This window comes from Aeoliella mucimassa, assembly GCF_007748035.1.
Classification (GTDB): domain Bacteria; phylum Planctomycetota; class Planctomycetia; order Pirellulales; family Lacipirellulaceae; genus Aeoliella; species Aeoliella mucimassa.
On sequence record NZ_CP036278.1, the window covers coordinates 812,281 to 825,158 of the forward strand.

General features: G+C 58.1%; 13 protein-coding genes. 7 read left to right on the forward strand and 6 right to left on the reverse strand.

Annotated elements, in window-relative coordinates; translation table 11 throughout:
• Positions 1 to 13: 13 nt before the first annotated feature.
• Together Pan181_RS03310 and Pan181_RS03315 are read left to right on the forward strand one after the other, a co-directional pair.
• On the forward strand, positions 14 to 682 hold the full coding sequence (locus Pan181_RS03310) for an esterase/lipase family protein (RefSeq protein ID WP_145245473.1): 669 nt from the start codon (positions 14 to 16) through the stop codon (positions 680 to 682).
• An 85-nt stretch (positions 683 to 767) separates the two neighbouring features.
• Positions 768 to 1,484 (forward strand): DUF2459 domain-containing protein, encoded by a 717-nt coding sequence (locus tag Pan181_RS03315; RefSeq protein ID WP_145245474.1) that lies wholly within the window; start codon positions 768 to 770, stop codon positions 1,482 to 1,484.
• 44 nt (positions 1,485 to 1,528) lie between these two features.
• Here the strand turns inward: Pan181_RS03315 and Pan181_RS03320 are convergent, their stop codons facing one another.
• From Pan181_RS03320 to Pan181_RS03330, 3 genes are all read right to left on the reverse strand, one after another.
• Positions 1,529 to 2,902, reverse strand: coding sequence for a hypothetical protein (locus tag Pan181_RS03320; protein WP_145245475.1), 1,374 nt, complete (start codon positions 2,900 to 2,902; stop codon positions 1,529 to 1,531).
• 192 nt (positions 2,903 to 3,094) lie between these two features.
• Complete coding sequence (locus tag Pan181_RS03325) at positions 3,095 to 3,670, reverse strand: NUDIX hydrolase (protein ID WP_145245476.1); 576 nt, start codon at positions 3,668 to 3,670, stop codon at positions 3,095 to 3,097.
• Between the two features lie 94 nt (positions 3,671 to 3,764).
• Complete coding sequence (locus Pan181_RS03330; RefSeq protein ID WP_145245477.1) at positions 3,765 to 4,490, reverse strand: lipoate--protein ligase family protein; 726 nt, start codon at positions 4,488 to 4,490, stop codon at positions 3,765 to 3,767.
• 486 nt (positions 4,491 to 4,976) lie between these two features.
• Between Pan181_RS03330 and Pan181_RS03335 the strand changes: the two genes are divergently transcribed.
• Complete coding sequence (locus Pan181_RS03335; protein WP_197528870.1) at positions 4,977 to 6,119, forward strand: hypothetical protein; 1,143 nt, start codon at positions 4,977 to 4,979, stop codon at positions 6,117 to 6,119.
• Positions 6,120 to 6,240: 121 nt separating this feature from the next.
• Here the strand turns inward: Pan181_RS03335 and Pan181_RS03340 are convergent, their stop codons facing one another.
• Together Pan181_RS03340 and Pan181_RS03345 are read right to left on the reverse strand one after the other, a co-directional pair.
• Positions 6,241 to 6,609: a hypothetical protein gene (locus Pan181_RS03340; RefSeq protein ID WP_145245479.1), complete on the reverse strand. Its 369-nt coding sequence runs from the start codon at positions 6,607 to 6,609 to the stop codon at positions 6,241 to 6,243.
• 98 nt (positions 6,610 to 6,707) lie between these two features.
• Positions 6,708 to 7,139, reverse strand: a complete 432-nt coding sequence (locus Pan181_RS03345) for a hypothetical protein (RefSeq protein WP_145245480.1) — start codon at positions 7,137 to 7,139, stop codon at positions 6,708 to 6,710.
• A gap of 375 nt (positions 7,140 to 7,514) precedes the next feature.
• Between Pan181_RS03345 and Pan181_RS03350 the strand changes: the two genes are divergently transcribed.
• From Pan181_RS03350 to Pan181_RS03365, 4 genes are all read left to right on the forward strand, one after another.
• Positions 7,515 to 9,620 (forward strand): DNA topoisomerase VI subunit B, encoded by a 2,106-nt coding sequence (locus Pan181_RS03350; RefSeq protein WP_231943741.1) that lies wholly within the window; start codon positions 7,515 to 7,517, stop codon positions 9,618 to 9,620.
• A 117-nt stretch (positions 9,621 to 9,737) separates the two neighbouring features.
• Complete coding sequence (locus tag Pan181_RS03355; protein WP_145245481.1) at positions 9,738 to 10,892, forward strand: DNA topoisomerase IV subunit A; 1,155 nt, start codon at positions 9,738 to 9,740, stop codon at positions 10,890 to 10,892.
• An 89-nt stretch (positions 10,893 to 10,981) separates the two neighbouring features.
• The gene (locus Pan181_RS03360; protein ID WP_145245482.1) at positions 10,982 to 11,677 is read left to right on the forward strand and encodes a hypothetical protein; all 696 of its coding nucleotides are present in this window, start codon (positions 10,982 to 10,984) and stop codon (positions 11,675 to 11,677) included.
• Positions 11,678 to 11,706: 29 nt separating this feature from the next.
• Positions 11,707 to 12,441, forward strand: a complete 735-nt coding sequence (locus tag Pan181_RS03365) for a hypothetical protein (protein ID WP_145245483.1) — start codon at positions 11,707 to 11,709, stop codon at positions 12,439 to 12,441.
• Between the two features lie 35 nt (positions 12,442 to 12,476).
• Here Pan181_RS03365 and Pan181_RS03370 read toward each other — a convergent pair whose 3' ends face one another.
• Positions 12,477 to 12,878 carry a diacylglycerol kinase family protein gene (locus Pan181_RS03370; RefSeq protein WP_145245484.1) on the reverse strand — a complete coding sequence of 134 codons (402 nt, stop codon included), beginning with the start codon at positions 12,876 to 12,878 and terminating at the stop codon, positions 12,477 to 12,479.

Here is a 12,878-nt window from a genome sequence, read left to right on the forward strand (position 1 = left end):
AGGGCCATCGACGATGCTAACCGAATTACGCTCGCCATCGGAAAATGAGGCAGACCTTCTCCATGATGACGCTGTTTCGCGTGATCTGGTGGTGCTGACGCATGGCATTTCGTCGAGCAAGTGGTTCTTGTTGCCTCTTGCGCGACGTTTACGTCAGCAGGGGTTCGATACGCTGCTGCATAGTTACTTTTCGCTTTGGGGATCCAACCGGCAGATCGGCCGGCGGTTTGCTCGGCGATTGCATCGCTTGGCCGCCCGGTATCCCGATCGCACGATTCATGTGGTCGCTCACAGCATGGGCAGTATCGTGACTCGCTGCGCGTTGCTCGAACGGGTTCCCGACTCGCTGGGGCGGATCGTGATGGTGGGGCCTCCGAATCGAGGCTCGGATGTTGCCCAGCGTATTTCGAACTCCACAGGCTGGTTGATGCCGACGCTCAAGGAACTGTCGGACACGCCCGACAGTTTTGTCAACCAATTGCCAGCTAGCGTGAGTCCCTACGATGTCGGCGTGGTGGTGGCTTCGCACGACCGGGTAGTGCGGCCCGAGTGCACTACCCTAGACGACCTAACCGACCAAGTCGTGCTGCGAGGATTTCACACTGGGGTACTCTGGCGTCCAGAAACCGCGTTGCATGTTGGGCATTTCCTGCGAACTGGCCGATTTCTTGCCGTAGAATAGGTGAGCGACCAATTGTCCGCGTCTTGGTGCGAAGTAACAATTGTGGTTGCTGCTTCCTCCCTGCAAATCCGACTGGATACTCGTCATGTACCTGCCCGGCCTGCTGCGATCGCGACTTGCTCCTGTGTGGCGGTGGACCTGGCGCATTTGCCAGCCGATCGTGGTTCTGATGCTGGCATTCGGCGGGGCGTTGCTCGTGGGGCAGATTCCGGTGAATCGCGACTTCCAGGCTCCTGCCGAAGGGGTCGAGATCTTTGTGTACGTCGATTCGGCGCATTCGAAGATCGTGGTACCGCTTCGCAACGAGGTCCGCGACTGGAGCCCATGGTTCTCGACCAGCGATTTTAAGTCGCTCACAGGCAAGGAGTCGTACGTCGCCTTCGACTGGGGCGATCGCGAGTTTTTTCTCAATACTCAGCGTTGGAAAGACATAAAAGCGGATCTCACCGCGTGGGCGATGCTCTGGCCGACCGACACGGTGATGCACGTGACGATGAAGACCAAGCCAGAAGAGAACCACCTGTACCGGTCGGTCACGATCACGCCGGAAGGCTATGCGAAGATGGTCGAGTTCATCGAGTCGCACTTTCGGCTCGACGGTTCCGCTCGCTTGGGGGGAACGCATCCGCGACTGATTCCAGGGCGTGGTTTTGTGAACCACGACGCTTTCTACGAAGGTCTCGGCACCTACTCACTGTTCTACACCTGCAACGCTTGGACTGGCGACGCCTTGCAGGTGGCCGGGGTGCGTACTGGTTGTTGGACTCCGTTTCCGGTAGGCATTATGCAGACCGACGACTAGTCGGTTAACTCTTCAGCGAACACTTCGCGAGTCGATTCGCTTGGCTAATGGACCACATTCACCGCGACCCGGTCTTCCAGGTTCGGGCGGAACAACATCAGCAGCAGGAATGGCAAGTACCAGGCAAGGGCCAGGCCGCCGGAGTGGGCGTGCCAGAACTGAACGCCGAGCATCACCGCGGCCGAGCACGAGAGCAGCGACGCCAGCGTCTTGGGCGACGGCCAGAATGGCATCGACAGCACGCTCATGCCGAGGAACGTCGCCAGCACTGGCCAGCGGAACACAGGGTTCCAGTACTGCCAGGCGCCGGAGAGGTTTTCCATTTTGGGGAGCCTTACGCCGAACATCTGTTGCATGCGTTCGACGAACATCGGAAAATCGACACTCGTGGCGATCTGCGTGATGATCATCGCCAGCAAGGCCACCGCAAATCCAATAAGGAAACGCCAAACGCCGCGCTGGCGATAGAAGCTAATCCATAGCGGTAGCAGGAATACCGGGTAGTAGAGTGTGCCGAACGCCAGGCCAAGCATCAGGCCTGAGAGAATCGGTAACCGATAGCACACCACGGCCCAAACCATGAACGCGGTGGGGATCACGTGGGTGCCGTTGCCGGTCCAGATGGCGGTGTAAGGCAGCAGCAAATAGAGCGTCGCAGCCGCGCAGCCCATGGTGAAGTTTTCGAAGTGCCGTACCCCAATCAGGATCATGCCCAACACAATTGCAGCCTGGCACAAGATGGTCACCACCTTGGCGGTCACCTCCTGAGCGTTGGTGAAACCGGCGTCCTCCGGGGCGTCGGTTGCAGGAGCATTGGTCGCATTCTCTTTCGCGGTGCCATTCGCTTCGGCGGGCTTTGGCTCCACTACCACTGGCTGAGAGCCTTCGTCGCCGAGCACGCCCGACGTCGTGATCGAGGGGAGCCAGAACACCAGCGCGCAGCCTGGGCCGTGCGTGTCGAGTGAAGCCCCTTCGACTCGCGAAGCCTCGCGGTGGCTCAGGTGCTCGGCCCGCTGGGCGGAGAACATGTCGGATTCGTCAGGGGCACCGTTGATGATATTGGCCATCAGGAAGGCCGACATCGAGACGGCCAGGAACAGCAGCCCCGCGGCATTCATGTTTGGTTCGAGCATCGGTCGACGGACCATCGCCGAGTCCCAAAGAGCCCGAACCAACAGCAGGGCGTTCACTCCGAACAGCCACCAATAGCCGAACAGTTCGGTGCTGGTCGAAACGGAGTCGAGCCCCGGGCGGAGGCACAGCAGGCCAGGGGCCAACATCAACAGCAGCAGCAAATCGAGGTTCCGAATGCTGAACAAGCGGTTGAATTTAAAGAACAGGGCAATAATCAACAGCGCCGACAGATACGCCCACGTTGTGGGGTCTGGCTTTTCGTAGCGATAAAGGAACTCGCTCATCGACGCAGGTTGGTAGGAGGATAAAGTAGGCTTGTCGAGCGGATCGCGTAATTCGCTCCAGCTTGCAGAATAAGTGAATCAGTACGGTTTTCAATGCCTGCGCAGCCGGGTCGGGGCTTGCCGGGCAATCGACGTTCGGGTGGTAGCGATTACAGGGACCACGCCGGGCGGTGGTAGCCAATCGGCTGTCGCTTAGGCCAGCCACTCAGCGGCTTTTTCGATCAGTCGCAGGACGCTCTCTTCTTCGATGCGGTCGCGAAGTTCTTGCTGATCGAACCATTCGACCGCATGAGATTCTTCGCTGGTGACGAGTGTTTGATTGGCTCCTGCTATAAATAAGAATCGAATATCGTGGTGCTCGTGGGCCTCTTCGATCAGTTGGCCCTGCTGGTCGTAGCGTGCGGGAATCTCGTGCACGTCGACATCGAGCGGCACCAGAGTACCTTCGAGTTGGTACAACGTGATGTCGGTCAGGCCGGTCTCCTCAGTGGCCTCGCGCCAGGCGACCTGCACCACGTCGCCATCGCCATCGGCATGCCCGCCTGGCTGGAGCCATTTCCCCAACTTGCGGTGATGTACTAGCGCGGCCTGTTGGTGATCCGACGAAACAACCCAGGCCGAGCCCGTAATATGCCCTGGTTTGCACGTTCGCTCAAAACAGTCGGTGTGTTGTTCGACCAAGGCAGTAATTCGCGCTACCATTGGCTGCTCGTTGGGGTAGAGCGCGAGGTATCGTTCGAGCATCTGGAGAAGGTTGTATCGATGCATAATCGTGTTTCATCACCAGGTACTTGAGGAATTACTGCAACGGTTCCACTCGTCAGCAGCCAAGGGAAGAGCGCTGTTATTATGGTATCCAGGGCTAACGGCTCCGGTTCCACTCGTCCAACTTGTATTTGGTGGCTAGCAATGCCTCCATCTTATCACGTGGCCAACTGCTGAATTGTTCACTCGCATCCCACTCCTGGGCAATCGCCTGGCGCAATTGGTCGGCCGTGGTTGGCAGGTTGGCGATGAAATCGTCGTGGCTGCGGCCGTCGCGGTACTCTGGGGCTCGTGGGGGCTGTTTGAGCAGCGTGGGGATTAACGGCAAGTCGAAGTCGTACAGCAGCGTGCCATGGTACAGATAGGCCCCGCGGCCGAGTCGCAGACTGTTGCCCGATACCTTGCGGCGGTGGCCATCGCCGCCGACGATGGTCAGATCGCTGGTGCCCGCCCGCTCGATCGGGAGCCCCAGCCCACGGATGGCATGTACCATTTTGTCGAGCACCCGTTGGTGCAGCCCGTCGATGTCGGTCTGGTGCGGGGCGACCGGCTCGACCACGGTATACATCAAGCACCCCGGACCGGTGACGATCGACAGCCCGCCGCTTATTCGGCGGAGCACTGGCACCAAGCGGTGCTGGCACTCCTGCTGGTGAACTTCCTCGACAATCCGCGACGCCCGACCGACGACGACCATCGGTTCGGCGGTTTCCCAGAATCGCAAGACTCCCGCGGATTCTCCTTGCTCGCACAGGTGGAGCAGTGCTTCGTCGAGGGCCAAGTTGGCGGCTGGTTGGTCGAGGGTGAGGTTCAGCAGGTGCATCGATGTTCGGCAGGCAGGCACTTAGCGCGCGGGTCGCTCTGTCTCTCTCGGGGCCATTCTTGGTGACTTTGACGGTTGCAACGATTGAGTCGGCAGCGGTTAGCGAAACACGCGCTGTTGGTCGGTTTTGTTCCTTGTCGCCAGGCGGGGTGTCGCCCCACAATGCTGGAGACTTGAAAGTTTTTTCGTGACGGAAGTGCAATGTGGCTTGATACTTTTCGATTTGCTAGCAGCTGTAGCGATCGAAATTAATTTGCCGCGCTGCGATTCACATGGCACACTTCTCTAGCATGGTCCATCGCCAGAGATAGGCCATTTTAGCGGGTGCACGTCGCGGGGACAAAGGCGGCGAGTGCGAAACAACAGGGCCCCACTGCCGGCTAACAGGCCGGAAATCGAGGGCTCAGCGACATGGGAGTCGCACCTACTAGGGGAACATTGTAGTTGGGTGTAAGAATGACTGCTTCTCAATCCGTACGCTGCTTTTTGGCAGCTTTGATCGTAATTGGCTCGCTTCCGCAGGCACCCGCAAGTGCTCAGGACGCGGGCTGCGCGCCGGCCTATCGGTACGTGTGTCAAACCGTGTACGAGGAGCAGCAGGTAACCTGCTATCGTACCGTGAATGAGACCGCGTACGAAGAACGGGAAATTACCCGTCAGGTGCCGGTGTACGAAACCCAGCAGCGTGAGCGGCGGTACGCCGTGTTGCGCCCAGTGACCGAGACCAGCACCCGCCGCGAGCGGTACACGGTGCAGCGTCCGGTGGTTGAGACCCAATATCGCGACGCCAGCTACGACGTGGTGCGGAACATTGTGGAAACCGCCGAACGAGAAGAGCGTTACACAGTGCAGCGTCCCGTGGTCGAAACTCAGATGCGGCAAGAGCAGTACTGCGTGCAGCGTCCGGTCGTCGAAACCTCGTATCGCGATCAGGTTCGCACGGTCATGCGTCCCGTGACCACGTGCCGTACGCAATACGTCGACCAAGGCTGCTACGTTGACCAGGTGGTCGGCGTGCAACCCGGCGCGACCACAGGGCCTCGTTTGCAGTATGTACCACCGACTCAAACCGTGAATCCCGCGACCGGAGTGGTGCAGACCACGCGGCCAGGCCTGGCTTGGGTAACCCAGCAACAGCCTCCTCAGCAGGTGGTGCAAAAAGTCTGGAAGCCCAATCTCGTCGCTGTGCAGGTGCCGATGACTCAGATGGTGCCTGAACAAGTAGTCGAGAAAATCCCCGTGCAAGTCACCCGCATGGTCACCGAGCAACACACACGCGAAGTGCCCGTGCAGGTATGCCGAATGGTGACCGAAGAGCAGGTTCGCAAGGTGCCTTATCAAACCTGTCGTCAGGTGGTCGAGCGAGTCGAACGCCAGGTGCCGGTTCAGGTTTGTCGGATGGTGACCGAAGAACGCGTTCGCGAAGTACCTGTGACCACTTGTCGCATGGTGCGTGAAGAAAAGGTAGAGCCTTACTCGGTGCAGGTTTGCAAGTTCGTGACCAAGGTCGAAAAGGTGCAGGTTCCGCACGTGGTGCAGAAGCAGGTACCTTATACCTCGACGATTCGCGTGCCGAAAACCGTGATGGTCCGAGTACCGGTTGATCCTTGCGACGCCTGTGCTGGCTAATCGATCGAGCTAGTTAGTTGCTGCTCGGCCCGAATCATAATTAATAAACACAAACGGCGAAGCCACTTGCAATTGCTAGCTGCTTCGCCGTTTTTGTGTTTGTGTTGCAGCTTGACCTGGGTTACCAGGGGCCCCGCACGTAGTACACGCCCATGTTGGTGGTGTCGTGCGGCCAGCGGGGAGTCATTTGGAATCCGCCACCGCCGAAGCCTCCTTGGCCTGGGTAGTCGCGGCCAAACTGGTGGTCGATTCGCGAAATCCGCGAGCTGCCGACACCCCAGCCCCAGTTGGTCTGCAGTTGGGCAGTCGGGGGAACTACCAAGGCAACTGGCTGACCGTAAGCCGAGTGGGCGTAGCCGCCGTGCCAGTTGGTGCAGGCGGCACGATGGCCAGCCCAGTTGTAAGGATCGATGGCCTGAGCGCTATCGGCGGAGATCGTCGCTACGACCACGCCGGCCGCCAGGGCCAGTAACGTAGTGAACTTGGTCATAATCGTTCTCGTGTGAGTGAAGATGAATTCGTAAGCCCGCAGCGATCGTGCGACCGGTTGGGCGTTGCTGAATAACTTGAGCGAGACTCAATCGCTGGTTACGGCAGGCAACCTTCGAGCCAAGAAGCGGCATCGCGGACGTGACCGCCACCTTCGAGAACGCCTGGAATCCACCAACCATGCTTCGTGCCATAGCGAGCGGTGGTGCGAGTCCAGCCAGATCCCTGGTGGTAGTTGTAGTACGAGCGTTGATGGCCGTACAAATACTCATTCGGGTAGAACGGCTGATAGGTGCCGTAGGTGTGGCCCACGTTCACCGGTACCGGCAACGGCGACACATACATCTCGGCGGGCACACCGCCAGGGCCGGGAGCGACGTACTGGTTGTAGAACAGGTCTTTGGAGTACTGGTAGCTGATCGGACGGCGACCGTTCCAGCCATATTCGGCATCGGCCGTCTGGGTGGGTAGCGATTGCCAGGCCACGGCGGCAACCACGGCCGCCAGGGCCATTTGTTGTAGCGAACGCATGATGGGCGTGCTCCTTTTCCGGAGGTTTGAGTCAGCCCGCCGCGCGTGGCGGACCATGGGGAAAGGGGGCCGCCGCGGGGGGTGTCGATGTGCAGGGTCGGCATGCCGCATACAGCACGCCACATCGACCGGCGGTTTGGGGGTCGTTATTGTTCCTCGGTAGGATACGGGGCCTAAGTTAGGTCCGCAGGCAAGGAATCGGACAACAGGACCCCCGCGGGTGAATCTTTATTTGCCAGCTGTAACAGTTGAACACATCGTACTAGTTTGACGGGGCAATGTGCCTGGGAGTGGCGGCGTTCGCTCGTTATAATTGCGATTTCCCTCAAAGTTTAACATGTCCACCTGGATCCCTCGTCTTCGGAGCAACTAGCCTTGGCCAGCGCTTCCCGTAAGAAGAAACCCGCGAACTCCACTTCTGACAGCACCGAGTCCGACACCGCGGCCCCCAAGCGTTCGTCGGCCCGCCGGAGCACCGCCAAGGCAATGGCGGCCAATCAGAAGGAGATTTCGGTCAGCGAATTCTTCGCCAAAAACCGTCACCTGCTTGGATTCGACAACCCTCGTAAAGCGCTGCTCACCACGGTGAAGGAAGCCGTCGATAACTCGCTCGACGCCTGCGAAGAGGCCGGCATCCTGCCCGAAATCTGGGTGCACATCCAGCAAACCGGCACCAACCGCTACAAGGTCGGCATCCAAGACAACGGCCCCGGTATTCTCAAGAAGCAGATTCCGCTGATTTTCGGAAAGTTGCTCTACGGGTCGAAATTTCACCGCCTCCGCCAAAGCCGTGGTCAGCAAGGTATTGGTATCTCGGCCGCTGGCATGTACGGCGTGCAAACCACCGGCAAGCCGGTCAAAATCATCTCGAAGGTCTCGGTCCGCAAGCCGGCCCATTACTACGAGATTCAGATCGACACCAAGAAGAACGAACCGAAGATTCTCAATGGCAAAGGGGAGGGGGTCGATATCCCTCCCGGCGCCAAAGGCGAGAAGGTGATCGAGAAGCATGGCATCGAGTGGGTCGACCAGCCACACGGAACGCGGGTGACCATCGAGCTCGAAGCCAAATACGTTCGTGGCCGAGGGAGCGTCGACGAGTATCTGCAGCAAACAGCGATTGCCAATCCGCACATCACGCTGCACTACACCGACCCCGAAGACTACGTGTACGAATACCTGCGCAGTGCCGAGGTGTTGCCGCCGGAGCCGAAGGAGATCAAGCCGCATCCCTATGGAGTGGAGATTGGCCGACTCGCGCAGATGATCGAAGAGTCGGAACCAATGACCACCAGCGAGTTCTTTCGCACCAAGTTCTCGCGACTCACACCCGGCGTGACTCGCAAGCTTTGCGAAGCGGCCGGCGTGACCATGCGTACCGGGATTCGTAAGCTGAACCGGTCGCACGCCGACAAAATCTACGAGAAGATTCAAACCACCAAAATCTCGCCGCCCGCGACCGACTGCATCTGCCCGATTGGCGAGGACCTGATTCTCAAGGGCCTTCACCAGGTGGTGCCTGGCGAGTTTTACGCCGCCGCCACGCGGCCCCCTTCGGTGTATCGTGGCAACCCGTTCCAGATCGAGGTCGGGTTGGCCTACGGCGGTAGCGCTCCCACGCAAAACGTCACGATGGACCTGTTGATCGAACTGCTGGAAGAGACCGACACCCGCACGGTTCGGCAATTCCTCATTCACACGTTCAACGGACTCGGCGGCGAAGGAGCCGACAAGATCGTAAAGACAGCCAAGCTCAAAACACGCCAGAATCCAAGCGGGCTGAAGCCGAAGGATCGTGAGAAGCTGTTCGAGGCAATGAAGAACGTGAACGTCGCCGAAGGGCAGCAGATGGAAGTGATGCGATACGCCAATCGCGTGCCACTGCAGTTCCAGCAATCCGCCTGTGCGGTCACTCAAACCGTGATCGGCACCAACTGGCGCGGCTACGGGCTTAGCCAGTCGCGCGGGGCGATGCCCAAAGGACCGGTGAGCCTGATGGTGCACATCGCCAGCGTGTGGGTGCCATTTACGAGCGAAAGCAAGGAAGCGATTGCCAGCTATCCGGAAATCCAGAAAGAGATTCGCCTCGGCCTGCAGGCAGTCGGGCGTAAGCTCGGCATGTACCTCCGCCGCCGGCAACGGGTCAAGCAACAAAGCGACCGCCGCGAGATCTTCATGCGATATCTGAAGGAAGTCTCGGGCGCGGTCAGCGCGATCAACGGTGCCGAGAAGGACGAGCTCTACGATCAACTGCTGAAGGTGGCCAAAAAGGTGACGAGCGACGCCGACATGCAGCTCGACGACCGAGGTCGCCCGATCGAAGAAGATCCCACCGAAATGGACCTGGGCGACAACGTGCTGATCGTCGACCCGGCCGAGCACGAAGCCGCGATTAATCGTGTGGAGAAGGTAGAAGAAGACGAGGAGATGGAGGAAGGGTACGAAGAAGAAGCGGAATGCGAAGAAGAGCAAGAAGAGTAACAAGTGCTCCTCTTCAAATTGGCAAACGCCTGAAACTGGCGAATGCTGTCGTTCGATTTTCCTTTCCTCCATCATTCGTGTGCCCGCTTTACCGCGTAACTTACAACCCAAAAAGCCATGGCCAAAAAACGCCCCGTACGCCCGACTCCCACCAAAGCCCCCGTCAAGCTGACCGCTCGCGACAAGAAGACCCTCTCGTCGCTCACCGGCCTGGCCGATGGGGTGGTGAAAGCGGCAAAAACCAAACGCGATCCGTACGTCGATATCCCCAGCCGCACGCTGTCGAACGTCCACTACAGCGCCCGCAAGCGGATCATCGAGATGGGCAACAACAAGAACCGCCGGCAGTTGTTCGACCTGTCGCAGGCCAAGGCCTACATGCGGACGATGCTCGTCGCCAAGGGGTGCAAGGAGCTGATTGGCGAGGGGAAGACTACCAGTCTCCGGGGTATGTTCTACATGCTCAAGCACAAGATTGAAAAAACGAATGAGAATACCTTCGACAATCAAAACGAGTGTGATCCGATTATCGAGGATCTTGAAGTTCTTATCGGTAGTATTCGTGAAGAGTTGCATCTATACGCCAAGACAGCAGGCAACATGGTCGGCCCACTTACTCTCATCGATAAAGGCGACGTCATTGATTGCGCCAGAATGGGGTCGGGGGGGTATGGAATTCCATCGATTGTTGAGTCTCATGTTATCGAACTCGATAAGAAAAAGTGTGGAGCAGAGTTCATCCTGCATGTTGAAAAAGACACCGTGTGGCAACGGTTCAACGAGGATCGATTCTGGGAGAAACACAATTGTTTGCTAACCCATGGAGGTGGTCAGCCTCCTCGGGGGGTCCGGCGGTTGTTGCATCGCATGCACAACGAACTAGAGTTGCCTGTCTATTGCTTGCTCGACAACGACCCCTGGGGGTACTACATCTACAGTGTGATCAAGCAAGGCTCGATCAATCTGGCGTTCGAGTCGCAACGCATGGCGATTCCCGATGCTAAGTATCTTGGCGTACGCAGTAGTGATTTTGAGCGCTGCGAGTTGACGGATGCAGCAATCATTGGGTTGAACGACAACGACCGCAAACGAGCGAAACAAATTGCTAAGTATCCTTGGTTTGAGAAAAAGAAGAAGTGGCAAGCCGAGATACAGCGGATGCTCAAAAACGACTTCAAGATTGAGGTCGAAGGACTAATGACAAAAGGCATAAGTTATGCCACGGAGGAGTACGTACCGGAGCGGCTGGACGCGCAGGACTGGCTCGACTAGCCGGTCCTGCCGTTGCCACGGCGATACGCGTGAGTAAAGTTGAGTGCGTTGAGCGAATTCAACCAATCGCCAAATTGCAGGGGGGCTTGATGTCTGACGATCTAAATCCGTTTGCCTCGCCGGAGGGCTTTGACAATGCCGGTTTCGATCCTGCTAGTCAGGACGATGCCTGGACGCGAGAAAATCCGGCCGCCATGCGCAAGGTACGAACTGGCCTAACGCTGGTGTATTTCGGTATCTGCGGGATGGTGTTGAGTGTCTTGGCGATGGCACTCGGCGGCATCGCCGGTATCTTGGCAATCATGTATCCTGGTATCGTGGTGCTGGTCATAAGTACGATTGCAGTGTTTGTCGGGGAGTGCTTCTGCATGGCCGCTCCTGCGGAATCAGGGGCCAGATTCTTGGCACAGATAACAGTCGGCATACAAGTACTCAATTTCGTCATGTCATTTGTTGTGGAACAGATAGATCTGCCGTTCCAGGTGGAAGTGGGACTCAATTGGATTCTGGGACTAGCAAACCTGGCAGCGACTATTTGTTTCGTGTTGTTCTTACGTACCATGGCACTCTACATTGCTCGCCCTGATATTGCGAAGCAGGCCATGATGTCTTTGGTTGTTGGTGTGGTTTCCGGTGTTTGCTTCATTGTCATAGCTGTACTCAGTGTGGCTCTGCAGATGGAGCCGCTCGGCACCCTGTTCATTCCGGTGTTAATCGGTTTCCTCGTATCGTTTGTGATGTTCGCTAACAGCGTGAACAATCTCCGTAAGGCGATTACCGTTTAGCGGATCAATCGGTTGTGGAGGGGGGAGCTATGGACGATTCGCTCAATCCGTTTGCCGCACCGCAGACCGACAATAGCGACCGCCCTCAGGCGGAGTGGAATCAGTCGCAACCGCAGGCGATGGCTCGAGTGCGGTTGGGGCTGACGCTTGTGTACGCGGGGTTGTGTTGCTCGGTGCTGGCGGTGCTCGGCTTGGTGGTGTTCGCTATGATGGGTTTGGAGGACGCCAACGGCAACTTTGCCCCCGATCAGGCGCCGTACTGGATTCCTGCTCTCGGTGTGTTACTCGTGGCGATACTCTTCTTCGCTGGCGAGGTGCTGTGCTTGTCGGTTCCTCGGGAGACAGGCAGCCAGCAGTTGGTCGTTATATCGCTCGTGCTGCAAGGCGTTGCCATCCTGGCGTTGGTAGTGCCGGTGCTGCTGCGAGGATTCGGGATGGATAGCTGGTTCTGGTGGGGGATCGGAGCGAACCTGGCCGGAGCACTCTCGCTGCTGTTCTTCTTGCTGTTCATTCACAGAGTAGCTGTGTACATCAGCCAGCGTGATATCGCTACGAAGGCGGTCTTCTCCATGGTGCTAGGTGCGATTTCGTGCTTGATCTTCTACGGTTCGGTGATTTCCATTTACCTAGTAGAGACGGGCAGGTTGGAGTTGGGGGTGTTTACCAGCGGGTGGGCGGCTGCCTTCGCAGCGCTCTGCATGCTGATTGCTTGGGTGATGTATGCGAACTCGGTTACCTACCTGCGGCAGGCGATCTCTGCCTGATCGAGGGTAGTGTTTTTGCTTGGTTGTTGTGGGGGTTATAGAATCGGCAAATGGCAGATTAGGATGATCACGCCGATCACGCCGGCGCCGAGCGAGGCGACCAGCACCGCCCCGCTGGCGACGTCCAAAGCGTCGCGAATCTCGGGGTGCTCTTCTTGGGTGATCGCTCGCGACAGATGCTCGATGGCCGTGTTCATCAATTCGGCCGTGAGCACCATGGTGATGCAGAGCACCAGGGCTAGCCACTCGGTTTTCGAAATGCCCAGCCACACGGCGACGCCGCACACGACCACGGCCGCCGGCAAGTGTACGTGGAAACTATCCTCGCGCCAGGTGGCCGCACGCAGCCCGCGAAACGCGCAGGCGAACTTGCTGGTCCAGCGTCCTACGATCGATGGCCGGTTCGTGCGATCGGTTTTCCCATGGTTGGCTTTCAT